Origin of the sequence: Rhodoferax potami (genome assembly GCF_032193765.1) — a bacterium.
Classification (GTDB): domain Bacteria; phylum Pseudomonadota; class Gammaproteobacteria; order Burkholderiales; family Burkholderiaceae_C; genus Allorhodoferax; species Allorhodoferax potami.
This window is the reverse complement of record NZ_JAVBIJ010000001.1, coordinates 3420166-3438750: the sequence shown is the minus strand read 5'-3', so window position 1 is coordinate 3438750 and position 18585 is coordinate 3420166. Positions and strand designations below refer to the sequence as shown.

Genomic DNA, 18585 nt, shown 5'->3' with positions numbered 1-18585 from the left:
GCGCGAAACGCCGGATTACATCTTGGGCGCTTTGACGCTGCCCTTCATGCTTTCGCAAGTGCCTTTGGCCACATATTTCCACTCGCCCTTGTCCATATCGACTTTGGCTTGGCCCGCGCAGGAGTGGCTGCCGGATGCATTGGCACAGTCGTTTTGACCGGCTTTGGCAATGCCGTAGCACTTTTCTTTTTGCTGGGCAGCAGCGGGTGCGGAGGCCAGGGCCATGGTCATCAAAGTGGCGGCCGTGGCGGCGAGCAGAGCGCGTTGGTTCATGTCGTAACTCCTTAACAAAACAAGTTGGGTCGCAAGAAAATCAACCAGCCGGCATCTGTGGCCTCATGCCCCAGGGCGGTGGTTATGTTTTAGTCTGGCGAGATTGGCGTTCCTTACGCGGCCTGTCAAAAAAACTTCCGTTGCGCCCCGTACACTGGCCGCTCACTCACCGAGACGCCCATGACCCGCTACGAACAACAGGTCGCCGACCACCGGAGCTACCTCTACAAATTCGCACGCCTGCAGCTCCGCAATGATGCATGGGCCGAGGACGCGGTCTCTGAAACCATGCTGGCAGCACTCGCCAAACCCCAGGCTTTTGAACAACGCAGTCAACTCAAAACCTGGCTGGTGGGAATCTTGAAACACAAGGTCGTCGATGCGCTTCGGCACCACGGCCGGGAAATCACCGGCGCCGGTGCCACTGAGGATGAAGATACCGACCCTCTGGATTATTTGAGCTTCAAGACCGATGGCCACTTTTCAGAGGCGCCGGCCGACTGGGGCAATCCGGAGCAACAAACACAGAGCCGCCAGTTTTTCGAAGTGCTGGAAGCCTGCGCGGACAAACTGCCCGCCACCCAAGGACGTTTGTTTTTGATGCGGGAGTGGCTGGAACTCTCCAGCGAAGAAATCTGTAAGGAGTTGAATCTGACGCCGACGAACCTGTACGTCCAACTCCACCGCGCGCGTCTGCGATTGAGGGAGTGCCTTGAAATGAACTGGTTCCGGAAAGCAGTGGCTCCATGAAACTCTTACGTCGCACCTGCAAAGAAACCGCCGCCCTCTTGGTCGCAAGAGAAGACCGTGCTTTGCCCCTTAACGATCGGGTCGCGCTGTACTTCCATTTACTCGCATGCAAAGCCTGCCCGCGCTTTGAAAAGCAGCTTCTGACATTGCGAAACAGCATGCAGCAATGGCGGCATTACCGCGAAAACGATATCGATTCTCCCGGCTAGCCTGAAAAAACAAGAAAAATTAGGTTTCAGCAACAAAGTAACGCATAATGGTCTGGCATTGCCGAAATATCGGTGTGCAAGTTTGCGGTGAAGTGTCAGTTTCGCGTCTGCTCTAAGTCTTCAATGGTTTGTTGATTGCGGTTAAGGACTCCATCGCGTTTTGAGTTATTTTGAGGAGTCCCTCCATGGGCAACAAACTTTACGTGGGCAACCTGCCTTATTCTTTCCGTGACGAAGACCTGCAACAAGCATTTGCAGCACACGGTTCTGTTTCCAGCGCCAAAGTCATGATGGAACGCGACACAGGTCGCTCCAAGGGTTTCGGCTTTGTGGAAATGGGCAGCGATGCTGAAGCACAAACCGCTATCAACGCAATGAACGGTCAGCAATTCGGTGGCCGCGGTCTCGTGGTGAACGAAGCACGTCCGATGGAGCCACGTCCTCCACGTTCCGGCGGCTTCGGCGGCGGCGGTGGCGGCTACGGTGGTGGCGGACGCTCCGGTGGCGGCGGCTTTGGTGGCGGCGGTGACCGTTCCGGTGGCGGCGGCTACGGCGGCGGTGGCCGTTCCGGTGGCGGCGGCTACGGTGGCGGCGGTGACCGTTCCGGTGGCGGCGGCTACGGCGGCGGCCGTTCCAGCTACTAAGCCAGGAACTGCTTCTGCAGAACTAAAAAGGGACCCTCGGGTCCCTTTTTGCATGGTGGCCTCTACATTCAGGCTTCGTCTGCCCTGCGTTTGCGCGGACGTCCCGCCAAAACACGGTCAAACCATGCATCAGGCAAGGCACGCAGCATCTTTGCAACCCAACCCATCTGCCATGGAATCACGCGGTAGCGATCACCGCGTTGCACCGCGTCGAAGGCTTTATCTGCAAAAACCTCCGGCCGCATCAAGAATGGCATGGAGTACCGGTTCTGTCGGGTCAGGGGGGTGTCTATATAACCGGGGCAAATCGTCACAACCTGAACACCACTTGCACGCAGCTCCCCGCGCAACGATTCGCAATAGGCAATAACGGCTGCTTTGCTTGCGCAATACGCCCCGTGCCCGGGTAATCCACGGATACCAGCCACGCTGCCAATCCCTACCAGTCGACCGGAACCTCTCTGCTCCATCGCCCGCACAAAAGGGTGGAAAGTGGCTGCCAACCCGAGGTTGTTGGTGGCGAAAGTACGCTGCATGACGTCCAGATCAGTCCGCACACCGGTATCCATTCCAATACTGATGCCCGCATTGGCCACCACCACATCCGGCAGACCTTGCGCCTGAATACATTGCTGCCCAGCTGCGACGATGCTCTCGATCTCAGACACATCGGCGCTGTAAACCCGGAAACGTTGGGGATCCAGCTTCTCGGCTTGCGCCCATGTGTGAATCTCCGCCGTACGGCGAGCCGCCAGTGCAAGCGAATAACCCGCGTCATAGAACCGCTTGGCAAGCGCTTGGCCGATGCCGCTGGAGGCGCCTGTAATGAAAATCAGTGGAGGCATATGACCGTTCTTTGAGTGCTGTTGGAGTCAGCGCTTGCTCGGAATCAACGTGCCACGCACCCGACCTTGCAGAAGCATGGTTTGCTGCACATTGTCAAAGTCCAAGCTGTCTGCGGTGAAGACATCTTGACCGCGACGCAGTTCCACAGGCTTGTGGGACTTTACTTGCTCAGTGTCCATAAAGGCATGCAAAAACTCTCCGCGGTATTCAGACCGGGGCTGTGCGGGCGCCGAGCCTGCCGCAGTTACCGCCTCTCGAACGACCACCGCGTTGCCCATGAGCTGTACCTCTGAGCCATCTTCGTTGGCCAAGCCTTTGTTGGCCGTCGCCGTCGTCAAGCGACCACTGGCGTCAAAAGATCGGATGCGGATGGCATCAATTTCCATCCACTTCGTGTCCGGGTAGTGTTTGGCGACATCGCCCGCCACCTCAGATCGCAAGCGGCCTGTTGCATCAAAGGTTTTCACCTTGAAACCATGCATGAAATAGTCGGGCTCGTGCCCGCGCACCCGCTCCGGCACTTGAGGCCCCGATACAGGCGTGCTCCGCACCAACCAATAGGTGCCCAAAGCCAGCACTCCCATCACCAACACTGGGAGGTACAGCATGAGCCGCTCCCACGCGGCGTACAAAATGCCTTTCACCGCAAGTAAGGCTTCAGGAGCCCCGCGTAGCGACCACTGGCAACCAAAAGTACGTCACACACCTCACGCACGGCCCCATGACCGGCTGCAGCACGGGTCACGTAATGGGCGCGACCACTCACTTCCGGATGGGCGTTTACCGGAGCGCACGCAAAACGAGCGCGTTCCATCATGGGCAGATCCGGCCAGTCATCGCCCATCGCTGCGGCGTGGTCCCAAGTCAGCCCCAATTCGGTCAGAATTTCTTCGGCGGCCGGTTGTTTGTCCTCGGTTCCGAAACGCGCATGGTGCACGCCCAGCGCCTGTAGACGGACCCGCAGCGCGGGCGAGTCTCGCCCGGTCACCACGGCAGGCGTGATGCCCGCTTTTTGCAACAGCTTCAGTCCGTGGCCGTCCAAGGTATTAAAGCGCTTGCTGGTTTCGCCCTCCGCAGTGAAATGCAAGCCACCGTCCGTCAATACCCCGTCGACGTCGAGAAACAGAATACGAATGTCTTGCGCTTTGAGCAGCAGCTCTGCGGGAAAGTTGAGAAGAGGTGTCATCAAATGACCTTGGCCCGCATCAAATCGTTGCTGTTGACTGCGCCGCACAAGCGGCCGGCTTCGTCGACCACCAGGACGCTGGTAATACGGCGTGCCTCCATGAGATCCGCAGCATCGACGGCCAAGGCGTGTGCACCAATAGTGCAGGGGGCCGCGTGCATGACTTCGGCTGCTGTTTTGCACCGCAAGTCGGCGCCTTGCTCCACCAAGCGACGCAAATCACCGTCGGTAAATATGCCCAAGACATCACCGGCCTCTGACACGACAGCCGTAGCGCCTAAGCCTTTGCTGCTCATTTCGCGCATTAACTCGCTGAAGTTTGCACCGGGCAAAACGCGGGGCACGGCATCGCCACTGCGCATGACATCCGACACATGCGTCAGCAACTTGCGCCCCAAGGCCCCGCCCGGGTGCGAACGGGCAAAGTCCTCCGCCCGGAACCCACGTGCATCCAACAGCGCCACCGCCAATGCATCTCCCATTGCGAGCTGGGCTGTGGTGCTTGCGGTGGGCGCCAAATTCAAAGGGCATGCCTCTTTGCTGACTGCGGTATCAATCCAGAGGGTGGCATGCAGCACCATCGTGCTTTGGCTATTGCCCGTCATGGCGACCAAGGGGATCCCGAGGCGCTTGAGCACCGGCAGGATCGCAGCTACCTCTTGTGACTCTCCGCTATTGGAAATCATGAGCACCAAATCGGAGGTGGTGACCATCCCCAGATCGCCGTGACTGGCTTCACCCGGATGCACAAACATCGCCGGGGTACCGGTAGAGGCCAGGGTTGCAGCAATCTTGCGACCTACATGCCCGCTCTTGCCCATGCCCATGACGACGACACGGCCCGGGATCTGCAAGATGGCTTCAACTGCCCGGGTAAAGCCATGTCCTACGCGGGCTTTCAGCCCCTGTATGGCCTCAGCCTCGATATCAAATGTTTCATGAGCGAGGTCAATGGCCCGCTGGGCATTGAAAGCGGGAGCTGCTGCAGTGGATGCTGTCATCCCGTCATTTTATAGAGCGCATGTCTCTTGCTAGTATCCATGCATGTCCGGTTTAGAAATTACTCTGCTCTACCTGTTGGCCGCTGTGCTCGGCGTTGTGGTGTGCCGCTCGCTGAAGCTCCCCCCTATGCTGGGATATCTGGCGGTAGGCGTGGTGATTGGGCCAAATGCTCTTGCACTTTCGCAGAACTCGGAAGCGGTAAGGCACCTTGGGGAATTTGGCGTCGTTTTCTTGATGTTCGTGATCGGGCTGGAGTTCAACCTGCCACGTCTACGCGCGATGCGACAGCATGTTTTCGGCCTCGGGCTCTTGCAAGTGACGCTCACCATTTTGCTGGCAACAGGCTTGACTCTGGGGCTATCCATCTGGCTGTCCGTTGCATGGAGCCTGGGATGGCAGGCCGCTTTGGCCCTGTCAAGTGCGTTGGCAATGAGCAGCACGGCAATCGTCGTGAAGCTCATGATTGAGAGATTAGAGCTGGAGTCTGAACACGGCAAACGGGTGATGGGCGTTTTGCTGTTTCAGGACTTGGCGGTAGTGCCGCTGCTGGTGTTGATACCCGCGCTCAGCGCTTCAGGTGAGGCTTTGTTTGAAGCACTGGCGTGGGCGGCCGTGAAAGCCACCGTACTGGTGACGGTGTTGCTGGTGGGTGGCCAGCATTTGATGCGGCGTTGGCTCACCATCGTCGTACGGCGCAAGAGCGACGAGCTGTTTGTTCTCAATTTGTTGCTCATCACGCTCGGTCTGGCCTGGTTGACCGAGATGGCTGGGCTGAGCTTAGCGCTCGGCGCGTTTATCGCCGGCATGCTGATTTCCGAGACCGAATACAAGCATCAGGTGGAAACCGATATCCGCCCCTTCCACGACGTGCTGCTCGGCTTGTTTTTCATCAGCATCGGGATGCTTCTGGACTGGAGATTGGTCTTGGAACGATGGCCGCTGGTGTTGCTGTTGGTGGTGGTGCCCACCGTGTTCAAAGCAGCCTTGGTTGCCGCTATTGCCCGGGTTCTGGGCTCAACGGCGGGGGTTTCGATCCGTACCGGGCTCTATCTTGCGCAGGCGGGGGAGTTCGGTTTCGTGTTGCTGACTTTGGCGCAAAAGAACGCATTGGTTCCCCCAGAGCTGCTGAACCCGATTCTGGCGGCTATGGTGCTCTCGATGTTGATCACGCCTTTTATCGTGATGAACACCAACCGAATTGTGATGAAACTGGTGAGCAGTGAGTGGTTGCAACAATCGCTGCAAATGACCTCGATTGCCCGCAAATCGATCAACGCCAACCGGCACGTGATCATTTGCGGGTATGGGCGTTGTGGCCAGAACTTGGCGCGCATGTTGGAACGGGAAGGGATTCCCTACATGGCCCTTGACCTGGACCCCGATCGGGTGCGGCAGGCGGCCGCAGCCGGTGACTCGGTGGTGTTCGGTGATGCAGCACGCCTGCAGGCGCTGATGGCAGCTGGCCTGGCTCGTGCGAGCGCTGTGGTTATTACTTATTTGGATGTACCCGGCGCACTCAAGGTTTTGGCCAACACCCGGTCCCATGCGCCTCAGGTGCCAGTCATTGTGCGCACCCAAGATGATCAAAATCTGGAAAAGCTCCAAGAGGCTGGTGCGACCGAAGTGGTCCCGGAAGCCATCGAAGGCTCCCTGATGCTGGCTAGTCACGCATTGGCGCTGGTGGGGGTGCCGATGCGGCGCGTTATCCGCATCGTGCAGGAACAGCGAGATGCCCGTTACAACCTGCTCAAAGGCTTCTTTCATGGAGCGGACGACAACTCCGTTGATGAGTTGCAGAACGAGCGGCTTGCCACTGTCAGCCTTCCTGCGGCGTTCAAGTCCAGTGGACAACCGGTCACGGCTTTTCAACTCGATCGCCTCGGGGTTCGGCTGGTCAGTCTGCGGCGCGCCAACGGTGCACAGGTCACCGTGGATGAGTCGGTCTGCATCCAAGGTGGGGACACACTGGTACTCAGTGGCAAAGCCGTCGAATTGGCGACCGCTGAACAAAAACTGCTGAAAGGCCTGTAAGGTCTGCCGGACTTGGGCGCACAATAGCCCCGCGCCACATTGGCGCTTTTTTCATGAGTTTTCTATGCAACATCTGAGCATTAATCAGTATCTTCGTGACCACATCCGGACCGTTCCCGATTGGCCGACGCCGGGAGTGCAGTTCCGCGACATCACGCCTTTGCTGCAAGATGCCAAGGTATTCCGGGTCTTGATCGACGCCTTTGTGCACCGTTATATGGACCCCGCCATGCGACCTGATGTCGTCGCGGGACTGGATGCACGTGGCTTTATTTTGGGCGCCGTGGTGGCCTATGAGCTCAACATCGGCTTTGTGCCGATCCGGAAAAAGGGCAAGCTGCCCTTCACCACCGTCGAAGAGACCTACGAGCTGGAATACGGCAGCGCAACCGTGGAGCTCCATACCGATGCGGTCAAGCCGGGGGACCGGGTCCTTTTGATCGACGACCTGATCGCGACCGGGGGCACCATGATGGCGGGGAGAAAGCTATTGGAGCGCCAAGGAGCCCATGTGATGGAGGGCGCTGCCATCGTAGACCTGCCGGAGTTGGGTGGCTCGCAGAAGCTGCGTGATTCGGGCCTGCCGCTGTTTACCTTGGTGGACTTTTCCGGCCACTGAAAGCAGCACGGTTAACGGCGGACCGAACCGGCTCAGTTCAGTTCGCCGTACTGTGTCGTACCCAAAGGAAACAAGCGCTCGTTCAACTCTGCATCACTGAAGCGAACGGGGGCAGGATTGCGCTTTGCGGACTTGATGATCTCTCCTGGCGCAGACAACGCCGGCGCAGCGGGCACTGACGACAGTGCACGCTTAAAAGCCTCAATCTCTGAAGGTTGAAGCGGCTCAAATCGTTCTGCTTGGCGAGCACTGGTATTTGAATGGGCCGGCAGGGCCTGTTCCCCTGTGCCGAGTTGTTCATTGATGCGCCAGTACATGGCAGTCACCAGCAAGTCATGGCGATTCTTCGCAATTTTCCCGATATGGCTTTCGATACCAAGCAACAACTTGGCATCGCGCACATTGTGCTCCGCCAAATCCACCATGATCAAGTACTGGCGTCCCCGTGAGTCCAGAGACAAAACTTTGAACTTGTAGCTGCCGGAGAGGAGACCTGCACCTGTCATCGACTCACGGACAACGGCATACAAAGACTCCCGGCGCTCGTTGCGTTCTGCTTTACGCCCATGCGGCTCTTGTGTGTCTGCAGAAAGCGCTTTTTTCGTACGAGAACGTGTGCCGGCACTCCGACCCGATGGGGCGCCAGGCGCTGCAGGATGTGTGGTTTCTGCCGAACGGCTAAACCATTTGAAAAAAGACATCAGTACAAGTCCTTCCCTTGAAAGCACGGCACCCGACTATTTGCCAATACAAAACTTCGAAAAAATGACGCCCAGCAAGTCATCTGCACCGAATTCACCAGTGATTCGGTTGAGCGCATTCTGACCCAAACGCAGCTCTTCGGCGAGCAGGTCCAAGGCGTTACTACCATTCGCCAGCAAATCAGAAGCGTGCACCAAATGGTCGGCCACTTCCTTCAAAGCATGCAGATGGCGCTGGCGTGCGATAAACGTTCCCCCTTGGGCGGGCTGCCAACCCGCCGCCTCCAAAAGACGTGAGCGCAGGGTGTCGAGGCCTGCACCTGTCTTCGCAGAAAGCACAAGCCCCTCGTCAGAAGAAGCCAATGGTTGTGCATCGGCTTTGTTCCAGACATGGATGACCGGCACTTTCTGCGGCAGTTTTTGGGCTATCGTGCCCGCTATATCTGCGTCAGCTGCTATGTAATCAGGAGCGCTGCAACGGGTTAGGTCGTGCAAAAACACGACCGCATCTGCGGCAGCAATGGCCTCCCAGGCACGCGCAATGCCGATTTGCTCCACGGCATCGTCGCTTTCGCGCAGACCCGCCGTGTCGATGATGTGCAATGGCACGCCCTCGATCTGGATCGTTTCCTGCACTTTGTCGCGGGTGGTCCCGGCGATCGGCGTTACGATGGCGAGTTCGGCGCCAGCCAGCGCATTGAGCAGGGACGATTTACCAGCATTCGGCTGCCCTGCAATCACCACCTTCATACCCTCACGCAGCAGCGCGCCCTGTGCAGCTTTGGCTTGCACAGCGAGCAACGCGGTTTGCAAGCGCTGCAACTGGCCGACAGCATCCGCTTTTTCAAGGAAATCAATTTCCTCTTCGGGGAAATCCAGCGTGGCCTCTACCAGCATGCGCAGGTGAATCAAGGCATCGCGCAAGGAGGCGACCTGTTTTGAAAAAACACCCGAGAGAGACTGGCTGGCACTGCGTGCAGCGGCTTCCGTGCTTGCATCGATCAAGTCCGCAATCGCTTCCGCTTGCGCGAGATCGAGCTTGTTGTTGAGAAACGCACGTTGGGTGAATTCACCGGGATCCGCCAAGCGCAAGGCGGGCAAAACCGCACCTTCATCACCGGGCCCGGGCTGCGCAGCTATTTCGAGGCAACGGGCGACCAGAAGCTGCAAAACAACCGGCCCACCATGCGCTTGAAGTTCAAGAACATCTTCGCCGGTGAATGAACGGGGCCCCGGAAAAAACAAAGCCAGTCCATGGTCAATGGGCTGGCCTTGCGCGTCGGGGAAGGGAAGGTAGGTCGCTTCGCGCGGCACCAGTGTGCGCCCGAAGAACGCCTCGGTGAACGCAAGCAGCGACTTGCCGCTTACCCTCACGATACCGACGGCGCCACGGCCAGAGGCCGTAGCGATGGCGGCAATCGGGTCAGTATGCCGTGACAGCACCTCGTCCCGGCCCGATTACTTGAACTTCGGCAGATTGAACTGCGGTGGCACGCCCATGCGGGTGTTAATGATCCACTGCTGTGCAATCGACAGAATGTTGTTGGTGATCCAGTACAGCACCAAGCCGGACGGGAAGAAGAAGAACATCACACTGAACGCCAGCGGCATGAACCACATCATCTTGGCTTGCAAAGGATCCGGAGGTGCCGGATTCAGCGCAGTTTGCAGCAAGGTCGTCAAGGTCATGACCACAGGCAGGATGAAGAATGGATCAGGCGAAGACAAATCCTGGATCCACAAAATCCACGGCGCGTTGCGCATTTCTACGCTGGACAACAACACCCAGTAGAGCGCAATGAAGACCGGGATCTGCACCATGATCGGGAAGCAACCACCCATGGGGTTCACCTTCTCTTCACGATAGATGCGCATCATCTCTTGTTGCATCTGCTGCGGGTTGTCCTTGAGACGTTCGCGCATTTCCATGATGCGGGGGTTCACCGCCTTCATCTTGGCCATGCTGGCATACGCCTTGGCGTTGAGCCAGTAGAACGCGATCTTCAGCAACAGCACCAAGGCCACGATAGACCATCCCCAGTTCTGGATGAAGCTGTGCAGCTTGTCGAGCAACCAGTACAAAGGCTTGGCCAGAATGGTCAACCAGCCATAGTCTTTCACCAGCTCCATGCCGGGAGCCAAAGCTTCGAGCTTTTTCTCCTCTTGGGGGCCCACAAACAGTTTGGCTTCCAGCGCCTTGGTTTGACCGGGGGCCACTGTTTCCAGCGGCGTAATCATGGTGGCTCGGTAGCAGCAATCAGCAACTGTCGCACCCACATCTCGCGCATCCAGAGAGAAAGTGCGTTTCACATCCGCAGGCAAAATCCAGGCGCTGGCGAAGTAGTGCTGCACCATGGCGATGTAGCCGTTGGTGCTTTCCTTCTCAAAATCGGCCTTGCCTTTTTTGATGTCACTGAACTCGACCTTCTGATACTTCTTGAGGTCGGTGTAAACCGCAGGGCCTGTGAAAGTGGAATAGAAAGAAGACTCACCGGCAGGTTTGTTGCCGTCACGCACCAACTGCAAGTACAACTGGGGGTTCAAGGAGGTCGCGCCAGTGTTGATCACCTCATGCTTCACGGCAATATCGTATGCACCGCGACGCAATGTGTAGGTCTTTACAAGCTTGATACCGCCCGTGTCTTGCGAGGTGAAAACAAGTTTGAGCTCGTCTTGTCCGTCTTTGAGCACCTTGTCACCACTCACCGCCATCACCGACTTGTGGGTCGGGAAGCTGTCCGGCGCAACGCCGCCGATCAACCCGGTCTGGGCTTGGTAATAACGATCCTTGGTGTCGTCCAACAAGACGAAATTGCGTGTCTTGTCGTTGGAGTCCAGATACTGCAAAAACTCAGTCCGCACCAACGCGCCACCTTGGGTGTCAAACGTCATTTTGAGCACATCCGTGCTGACCTCAAAACGCTCAGATGCCACGGCTACCGCAGACTCGGCCACTGGTGCTTGCCCTGCGACCGCTGGTGCAACGGGCACACCCGCGGATGCACTCACTGCAGGGGCGGGAGCCGACGCTGCTTTTTGTGCCGGATTAGGGAAGAAAGTGGCTTGCTTTCCGTTGTGGATCTGCCACTGATCCCACAACAGGACCATGGAGAACCCAAAGATCACCCACAAAATGGTGCGGCGAATATCGTTCATGAAGACTTCTTCTCAGAGGGGGATTGAATCAAGCGACTGAACAGTCGCGGCGCATTCTCAGGCACGGGGTCGTGCCCACCCGCGCACCACGGGTGACAGCGCGCAAGACGCGCAACCGTCAAATAGGTGCCTATTGTCGCACCGTGCCGTTCGAGGGCTTCAAGCGCATACACAGAACATGTGGGGTTAAAGCGGCAAGCGGATCCTAGCCAGGGGCTCAGCATCAAGCGATAGCCACGCACCAAACCCATCAGGATCCGCTTCATCATGGCCTCACCTGTGACGGGTCGGAACCCACCTTGCCGGGCAACGTGCCCACAATTTGGCCGAAAAGATCCATCAGTTCGCTGCGCACCGCCGCTTTCAGGGCATCCGACGTGGCGCTCACAAAGACTTTGCGATCAAAGTCGCGCCGCAAGCGGATCAAGTGGGCTTTTTCTTTCAGCAATGGAGCGAACTCAGCCCCCAAGCTGTACACCTGGCGCTTGATCGTATTGCGGGTCACCGCCCGTTTGGCCCAGCGCTTGGGTGCCATCGCTCCCAGCCAGAGGCCTGGCTCAGGAAAAACGGAAGAGTTTGCATCTACGCCAGAAACACTAACAGCGCAGCAATGCAAAGCAAAGTGCGCTGTTTTTGAAACCGTAGAGCCACCCAGGACCGCTTGGAACTGGGCGCGCGTTTGAAGGCGCTTAACGGCAGGCAGCCTGCCGATGTGCGGTTCCGCTATCACCAAAAGCCAAAAGCTCTGGTTTGCGAAGCCGTCTTAGACAGCCAGACGCTTGCGGCCTTTGGCGCGGCGTGCATTGATCACAGCGCGGCCGCCGCGAGTCTTCATGCGGACCAGGAAGCCGTGGGTACGTGCGCGACGGATTTTGGAAGGTTGGTATGTGCGTTTCATGAAATTTTCCTAACAGGCTCAGTGGTATCTGCGTGGCCCGCCAGTGCTACTCACCAGGGACTCGATAACGCAGATTTCGGTCTTATCGCCCCGAACACAATCAGGGGAACCGCGGATTATCGCAAATTTTCCCAAGCAGGGCAACACCTTAGGCGGCAATCAGATTCTTTTGCACGAACTGCGGCCGTCCCGGTCGACAATGTGGATAAAGTATTGATAAATTAGAATGCGCTTCGCAGCAAACAACAACTATCCACAGAAGCTGACCCGCACAATGACCCAGGGCTCCCTCCCTTCCCCCCACGACGGCTCCAATTTTGAACTCGGGCAAAGCCTGTGGCAGAGCTGCGTCGATCAGCTCGCCCAAGAGCTTCCCGAGCAGCAATTCAACACCTGGATCAAGCCGCTCACCGCCCTCGTTCACGAGGACATGTCCAAAATTACGGTGTTCGTTGCCAATCGCTTCAAACTAGACTGGGTTCGCGCCCAGTACAGCCAGCGCATTGCAGGAATGCTCGAGAAGCTTTATGGGCAAGCCGTAGCCGTTGAGTTAGTGATCACTCCGCGAGAGGCGCCTGTGCGCCCGACAGCGACTCCCCGTGCCGCTGAGGTGCCTGCAGCCATCGAAGAAGTCGAAGTAGGCGAAGACCGCTTCGCCGGCGTCCCCAAAAGCCGCCTCAACAGCATGCTCACCTTCGAGAGCCTGGTGGAAGGCACTGCCAACCGCATGGCGCGTGCAGCCGCCATGCATGTGGCCACCATGCCCGGGCACTTGTACAACCCCCTGTTTATCTATGGCGGTGTAGGCTTGGGCAAAACCCACTTGATGCACGCCGTAGGCAACCGCCTGCTTGTGGATAAGCCCGGATCCAAGGTGCTTTACATCCACGCAGAACAATTTGTGTCAGATGTCGTCAAGGCTTATCAGCGCAAAACTTTTGATGAATTCAAGGAGCGATACCACTCCCTAGACCTGCTGTTGATCGACGATGTGCAGTTTTTTGCGAACAAAGACCGCACCCAGGAAGAGTTTTTCAACGCCTTCGAAGCCCTGCTGGCCAAGAAGTCCCACATCGTGATGACCAGCGACACCTATCCCAAGGGTCTGGCCGATATTCACGAGCGTTTGGTATCCCGTTTCGACTCCGGCTTAACCGTGGCCATCGAGCCGCCGGAACTCGAAATGCGGGTGGCGATTCTGATCAACAAAGCGCATGCCGAGGGCTCTGAAATGCCCGAAGAAGTGGCGTTTTTTGTGGCGAAAAACGTGCGCTCCAACGTCCGCGAGCTCGAAGGCGCGCTGCGCAAAATCCTGGCGTATTCGCGCTTTAACCAGAAGGAAATCTCCATCCAGCTGGCCCGCGAAGCACTCCGCGACTTACTGTCGATCCAGAACCGGCAGATCTCAGTGGAGAACATCCAAAAAACCGTGGCCGATTACTACAAGATCAAGGTCGCGGACATGTACTCCAAGAAGCGTCCGGCGAGCATTGCACGGCCGCGCCAGATTGCGATGTATCTGGCGAAAGAACTGACCCAAAAGAGCCTGCCGGAAATCGGCGAGCTATTCGGTGGGCGCGATCACACGACGGTGTTGCACGCCGTGCGAAAAATCGGCGGCGAGCGCCAGCAACTGACCGAACTGAACCAGCAGTTACATGTTCTGGAGCAAACGCTCAAGGGTTAAGGGTAAAAACAGAGGCAAGCCCCCGTAACTCACTGAAAAAACAGAGAAAATGGCGGGATTGTTTGTTTGGCAGAGATTCACAAAGAGGTTGACATGATCGTATTGAAGGCAACGCAAGACAAGGTCTTATCGGTTCTGCAATCGGTGGCCGGTATTGTCGAGCGCCGCCACACCTTGCCCATTCTTGCCAACGTACTGCTGCGCAAGACCGGCACCTCCCTGCAACTCACCACCAGCGACCTCGAAATCCAGATCCGCACCACGGCAGAACTGGGCGGCGACACCGGCAACTTCACCACCACCATCGGTGCGCGCAAGCTGATCGACATTCTGCGCACCATGCCCGGTGACCAGACTGTGTCCCTCGAATCCAGCCAAAGCAAAATCATTCTCAAAGGCGGCAAGAGCAAGTTCACGCTGCAGACCATGCAGGCGGAAGACTTTCCGCTGGTGCAAGAAAGCGCCAGCTTCGGCCCCGTGTTTAGCGTGCCGCAAAAAACCCTGAAGGACCTGCTGAGCCAGGTGTCCTTCGCCATGGCGGTGCACGACATCCGCTACTACCTCAACGGCATTTTGTTTGTCGCCGAAGGCAAGCAACTCAGCTTGGTAGCCACCGACGGGCACCGCCTGGCATTCGCCTCCGCGACCTTGGACGTAGAAGTGCCCAAGCAGGAAGTCATCCTGCCCCGTAAAACCGTGATCGAGTTGCAGCGCTTGTTGTCTGACGCCGAAGGCGCCATCGAGATGCAGTTCGCCAACAACCAGGCCAAGTTCACATTTGACGGCATGGAATTCGTGACCAAGCTGGTCGAGGGCAAATTCCCTGACTACAACCGCGTCATCCCCAAGAACCACAAGAACAGTATCACCCTGGGCCGCGAAGCGTTGCTCAAGACGCTGCAACGCACCGCCATCCTGACCAGCGACAAGTTCAAGGGCGTGCGCCTGAACATCGACCCCGGCAGCCTGCGTGTGGCATCCAACAACGCCGAGCAGGAAGAAGCGGTGGACGAGTTGGACATCGACTACGGCGGTGACAGCATCGAAATCGGCTTCAACGTCACCTACCTGATCGACGCCCTGAGCAATATGAGCCAGGACATGGTGAAAGTGGAGCTGTCAGACGGCAATAGTTCTGCCCTGATCACCATCCCCGACAACACGACCTTCAAGTACGTCGTGATGCCCATGAGAATCTGACGCTATAAAAATAGTAGCTATCCGCGCAATCAAACCCCCGCTCACCGGGGGTTTGGTCATTCAAGAGTTTGAGATTTTTCGAAGAGAAGTTAGCCATGACTGAAGAAAACAAGTCGGTTTCCACCCCTGAAAACGCCGATGGCGCTGTGCACACGGGCGAGGGCGGAGCCGACAGTTCCAACTTCCAGCCCACCATCGACACCAACCAAGCCGGTGCGACGGAGGCCTATGGCGAAGGCTCGATCCAGATTCTTGAAGGCCTGGAAGCCGTGCGCAAGCGCCCCGGTATGTACATCGGCGACACGTCCGACGGCACCGGCTTGCACCACCTGGTGTTTGAGGTTGTGGACAACTCCATCGACGAATCGCTGGCCGGCCATTGCGACGACATTCTGGTCACCATCCACTCCGACAACTCCATCAGCGTGGTCGACAACGGCCGTGGCATCCCCACTGGCATCAAGCTCGATGACAAGCACGAACCCAAGCGTTCCGCCGCTGAAATCGCGCTGACCGAACTGCACGCCGGCGGCAAGTTCAACCAGAACAGCTACAAGGTGTCCGGCGGTCTGCACGGCGTGGGTGTGTCCTGCGTGAACGCGCTGTCCAAAATGCTGCGCCTGACCATCCGCCGTGACGGCAAAGTCCACACGCTGGAATTCAGCAAAGGCTTTGTGCAGAACCGCATCGTCGAGACGCAAAACGGCATCGAAGTCTCGCCCATGAAGATCATTGGCGACACCGAAAAGCGTGGCACCGAAGTGCACTTCCTGCCCGACACCGAAATCTTCAAGGAAAACAACGATTTCCACTACGAAATCCTGTCCAAGCGTCTGCGCGAACTCAGCTTCCTGAACAACGGCGTGCGCATCCGCCTCAAAGACGAGCGCAGCGGCAAAGAAGACGACTTTGCCGGTGCCGGTGGCGTGCAGGGCTTTGTGAACTACGTCAACAAGGGCAAGACGGTTCTGCACCCCAACGTGTTCCACGCCATGGGCGACCGTCAGAGCGACCAGGGCACCAACATCGGCGTCGAAGTGGCCATGCAATGGAACAGCGGCTTCAACGAGCAAGTGCTGTGTTTCACCAACAACATCCCCCAGCGTGACGGCGGTACCCACCTGACCGGCCTGCGCGCCGCGATGACCCGTGTCATCAGCAAGTACATCGAACAAAACGAAATGGCCAAGAAGGCCAAAGTCGAAGTCACCGGTGACGACATGCGCGAAGGCCTGTGCTGCGTGCTGTCGGTCAAAGTGCCTGAGCCCAAGTTCTCCAGCCAGACCAAAGACAAGCTGGTCTCCAGCGAAGTGCGCGGCCCGGTGGAAGACATCGTGGGCAAGCTGCTCGCTGACTACCTCGAAGAGCGCCCGAACGATGCCAAGATCATCGTCGGTAAAATCATCGAGGCCGCCCGTGCCCGTGAAGCCGCCCGCAAAGCCCGCGACATGACACGCCGCAAGGGCGTGCTGGACGGCATGGGCCTGCCCGGCAAACTGGCCGACTGCCAGGAAAAAGACCCCGCCGGCTGCGAAATCTACATCGTGGAGGGTGACTCCGCCGGCGGCTCTGCCAAGCAAGGCCGCGACCGGAAATTCCAGGCCATCCTGCCCCTGCGCGGCAAGATCCTGAACGTGGAAAAAGCCCGCTACGAGAAGCTGCTCACCAGCAACGAAATTTTGACGCTGATCACCGCCTTGGGCACCGGCATCGGCAAGGCCGGCGGCACGACCGGCAACGACGATTTCAACGTTGCCAAGCTGCGCTACCACCGCATCATCATCATGACCGACGCGGACGTCGACGGTGCGCACATCCGCACCCTGCTGCTGACCTTCTTCTACCGCCAGATGCCTGAGCTGGTGGAACGCGGTCACATTTACATCGCCCAGCCCCCGCTTTACAAAGTGAAGTCCGGCAAGGAAGAGTTGTACTTGCAAGGCCCCGCCGAGCTGGACGGTTACTTGCTGCGCATCGCCTTGGTGAATGCATCGGTCTACACCGGTGGCCCCAACGGCACCACCCTGAACGGCGACACGCTGGCCGAACTGGCCCGCAAACACCAGCTGGCACAGGCCGTGATTGCCCGACTGAAAAACTTCATGGATGCCGAAGCCCTGCGCTCCGTGGCCGATGGCGTGGTGCTCAACCTCGACACCGTGGCCGATGCGGAAGCCTCTGCCGCCGCCCTGCAAGCCAAATTGCCTGACGCTGAAGTGGCCGGCGAGTTCGATGCCCGCACCGACAAGCCGATCCTGCGCATCAGCCGCCGCCACCACGGTAACGTGAAGAGCAGCGTGCTCACCCAGGACTTTGTGCACGGCGCGGACTACGCCGCCCTGGCTGAAGCCGCCAACACCTTCCGCAACCTGCTCAGTGAAGGCGCCCGCGTCATGCGCGGCGAAGGCGAAAAGCAGAAGGAAGAAAAAGTCTCTGACTTCCGCGAAGCCATGGCCTGGTTGATCACCGAAGCCGAGCGCACCACCAGCCGCCAGCGCTACAAAGGACTGGGCGAAATGAACCCGGCCCAGTTGTGGGAAACCACCATGGACCCGACCGTGCGCCGCCTGCTGCGCGTGCAGATCGACGACGCGATCGAAGCTGATCGCGTGTTCACCATGCTGATGGGCGACGAAGTGGAGCCGCGCCGCGACTTTATTGAAACCAACGCACTGCGCGCAGGCAATATCGACGTTTGATGCAGGGCCGTTCCAGCCCCTCGGGGCTCGTCGGCCTGCTGGAAACATGGGCCGCGGTTGATACCCGCGCCCCGCGGCAAGACTGGGCAGAGCACTGGAGCGCGTGGCTGGGCCCCTTGGATGCGATCGCGCTCAGCACGGCGCTGCCCGAGATCCGCAACGCGGGAATGACCGCACCGGAGGCCGGCAAAAAGCAGGCGGTAGATATCGCCCAGCTGCTGCAACAGCTGCAAGACGACCTGACCCGCTCTGTCCGCCTGATACCAGCCCCGCAACGCTCCAGCCTGCGCTCGGTCCCGATGCCGCAAGCCGTGACAGAGCCGCTGGTGGGAGAGGATTACGGCAGCTACCGGCAACGCTACCTCGATATCCAGCGGCGCTTTGAGCTGCGCATAGACCCTTTGCGCCAACACTGCCGGCAAGTGCTGTCACAGGCGAGCCCCCGGCTGCGTCAGTTGGCACAACTCGATGCCACGCTGGAGACCATGCTCATGCCCCGCACCCAGGCGTTGCTCGCGACACTGGCAGTCTTGTTGGAGCGGCGCTTTCACCGCTACCGCCAGGACGAGAGCCTGCCGATGGCAGATTTTGAGCAGGATTTTCAAGCTGCCCTGGTGGCAGAACTGCACTTTAGATTGGAACCGGTCACCGGCCTGGTAGAGGCCTGGCGCACTGGTGCTTGAG

20 protein-coding genes are annotated in these 18585 nt (G+C 58.3%); 9 read left to right on the top strand and 11 right to left on the bottom strand.

Features of this window, described 5'->3' with window-relative positions; translation table 11 throughout:
• Positions 1-15: 15 nt before the first annotated feature.
• Positions 16-273 carry a BufA1 family periplasmic bufferin-type metallophore gene (locus tag RAE21_RS16630; RefSeq protein ID WP_313874698.1) on the bottom strand — a complete coding sequence of 86 codons (258 nt, stop codon included), beginning with the start codon at positions 271-273 and terminating at the stop codon, positions 16-18.
• A gap of 180 nt (positions 274-453) precedes the next feature.
• On the opposite strand from RAE21_RS16630, the gene RAE21_RS16625 reads away from it, so the two are divergent.
• The 3 genes from RAE21_RS16625 to rbp all read left to right on the top strand — a co-directional run bounded on the left by RAE21_RS16625 (position 454) and on the right by rbp (position 1876).
• On the top strand, positions 454-1023 hold the full coding sequence (locus RAE21_RS16625; RefSeq protein ID WP_313882314.1) for a sigma-70 family RNA polymerase sigma factor: 570 nt from the start codon (positions 454-456) through the stop codon (positions 1021-1023).
• On the top strand, positions 1020-1232 hold the full coding sequence (locus RAE21_RS16620) for a zf-HC2 domain-containing protein (RefSeq protein WP_313882313.1): 213 nt from the start codon (positions 1020-1022) through the stop codon (positions 1230-1232). The genes RAE21_RS16625 and RAE21_RS16620 overlap by 4 nt, the downstream gene beginning before the upstream one ends.
• A gap of 185 nt (positions 1233-1417) precedes the next feature.
• Complete coding sequence (gene rbp, locus RAE21_RS16615; RefSeq protein WP_313874695.1) at positions 1418-1876, top strand: RNA-binding regulator; 459 nt, start codon at positions 1418-1420, stop codon at positions 1874-1876.
• Between the two features lie 68 nt (positions 1877-1944).
• Here rbp and RAE21_RS16610 read toward each other — a convergent pair whose 3' ends face one another.
• From RAE21_RS16610 to RAE21_RS16595, 4 genes are read right to left on the bottom strand one after another with little or no spacing between them, the layout of a single operon-like run.
• A complete protein-coding gene (locus RAE21_RS16610; protein ID WP_313882312.1) occupies positions 1945-2721 on the bottom strand; it encodes an SDR family oxidoreductase in 777 nt (258 codons plus the stop codon).
• A 27-nt stretch (positions 2722-2748) separates the two neighbouring features.
• Positions 2749-3330: an LPS export ABC transporter periplasmic protein LptC gene (lptC, locus tag RAE21_RS16605; protein ID WP_313882311.1), complete on the bottom strand. Its 582-nt coding sequence runs from the start codon at positions 3328-3330 to the stop codon at positions 2749-2751.
• Positions 3331-3362: 32 nt separating this feature from the next.
• A complete protein-coding gene (locus RAE21_RS16600; RefSeq protein WP_313882310.1) occupies positions 3363-3908 on the bottom strand; it encodes a KdsC family phosphatase in 546 nt (181 codons plus the stop codon).
• The gene (locus RAE21_RS16595) at positions 3908-4909 is read right to left on the bottom strand and encodes a KpsF/GutQ family sugar-phosphate isomerase (protein ID WP_313882309.1); all 1002 of its coding nucleotides are present in this window, start codon (positions 4907-4909) and stop codon (positions 3908-3910) included. The genes RAE21_RS16600 and RAE21_RS16595 overlap by 1 nt, the downstream gene beginning before the upstream one ends.
• Positions 4910-4952: 43 nt before the next feature.
• Here RAE21_RS16595 and RAE21_RS16590 point away from each other — a divergent pair, with 43 nt between their 5' ends.
• Both RAE21_RS16590 and RAE21_RS16585 read left to right on the top strand, forming a co-directional pair.
• The gene (locus RAE21_RS16590) at positions 4953-6941 is read left to right on the top strand and encodes a cation:proton antiporter (protein ID WP_313882308.1); all 1989 of its coding nucleotides are present in this window, start codon (positions 4953-4955) and stop codon (positions 6939-6941) included.
• A 64-nt stretch (positions 6942-7005) separates the two neighbouring features.
• Entirely contained in the window at positions 7006-7560 is a 555-nt protein-coding gene (locus RAE21_RS16585; RefSeq protein ID WP_313882307.1) for an adenine phosphoribosyltransferase, read from the top strand.
• Between the two features lie 32 nt (positions 7561-7592).
• Here RAE21_RS16585 and RAE21_RS16580 read toward each other — a convergent pair whose 3' ends face one another.
• The 6 genes from RAE21_RS16580 to rpmH all read right to left on the bottom strand — a co-directional run bounded on the left by RAE21_RS16580 (position 7593) and on the right by rpmH (position 12315).
• Positions 7593-8090, bottom strand: a complete 498-nt coding sequence (locus RAE21_RS16580; protein WP_313882306.1) for a hypothetical protein — start codon at positions 8088-8090, stop codon at positions 7593-7595.
• A 207-nt stretch (positions 8091-8297) separates the two neighbouring features.
• Positions 8298-9704: a tRNA uridine-5-carboxymethylaminomethyl(34) synthesis GTPase MnmE gene (gene mnmE / locus RAE21_RS16575; RefSeq protein ID WP_313882305.1), complete on the bottom strand. Its 1407-nt coding sequence runs from the start codon at positions 9702-9704 to the stop codon at positions 8298-8300.
• 15 nt (positions 9705-9719) lie between these two features.
• Complete coding sequence (gene yidC, locus RAE21_RS16570) at positions 9720-11417, bottom strand: membrane protein insertase YidC (protein ID WP_313882304.1); 1698 nt, start codon at positions 11415-11417, stop codon at positions 9720-9722.
• Entirely contained in the window at positions 11414-11686 is a 273-nt protein-coding gene (yidD, locus tag RAE21_RS16565; protein ID WP_313882303.1) for a membrane protein insertion efficiency factor YidD, read from the bottom strand. Before yidD ends, yidC begins: the two co-directional genes overlap by 4 nt.
• A complete protein-coding gene (locus RAE21_RS16560) occupies positions 11683-12147 on the bottom strand; it encodes a ribonuclease P protein component (RefSeq protein ID WP_313882302.1) in 465 nt (154 codons plus the stop codon). The genes yidD and RAE21_RS16560 overlap by 4 nt, the downstream gene beginning before the upstream one ends.
• Positions 12148-12180: 33 nt before the next feature.
• Complete coding sequence (gene rpmH / locus RAE21_RS16555; protein ID WP_006299042.1) at positions 12181-12315, bottom strand: 50S ribosomal protein L34; 135 nt, start codon at positions 12313-12315, stop codon at positions 12181-12183.
• A gap of 274 nt (positions 12316-12589) precedes the next feature.
• Here rpmH and dnaA point away from each other — a divergent pair, with 274 nt between their 5' ends.
• From dnaA to RAE21_RS16535, 4 genes are all read left to right on the top strand, one after another.
• Entirely contained in the window at positions 12590-14002 is a 1413-nt protein-coding gene (dnaA, locus tag RAE21_RS16550; RefSeq protein ID WP_313882301.1) for a chromosomal replication initiator protein DnaA, read from the top strand.
• 93 nt (positions 14003-14095) lie between these two features.
• Complete coding sequence (gene dnaN, locus RAE21_RS16545; protein ID WP_087495810.1) at positions 14096-15202, top strand: DNA polymerase III subunit beta; 1107 nt, start codon at positions 14096-14098, stop codon at positions 15200-15202.
• Positions 15203-15297: 95 nt separating this feature from the next.
• On the top strand, positions 15298-17901 hold the full coding sequence (gene gyrB, locus RAE21_RS16540) for a DNA topoisomerase (ATP-hydrolyzing) subunit B (RefSeq protein WP_313874683.1): 2604 nt from the start codon (positions 15298-15300) through the stop codon (positions 17899-17901).
• On the top strand, positions 17901-18584 hold the full coding sequence (locus tag RAE21_RS16535) for a DUF3348 family protein (RefSeq protein ID WP_313882300.1): 684 nt from the start codon (positions 17901-17903) through the stop codon (positions 18582-18584). The genes gyrB and RAE21_RS16535 overlap by 1 nt, the downstream gene beginning before the upstream one ends.
• Position 18585: the final 1 nt, after the last annotated feature.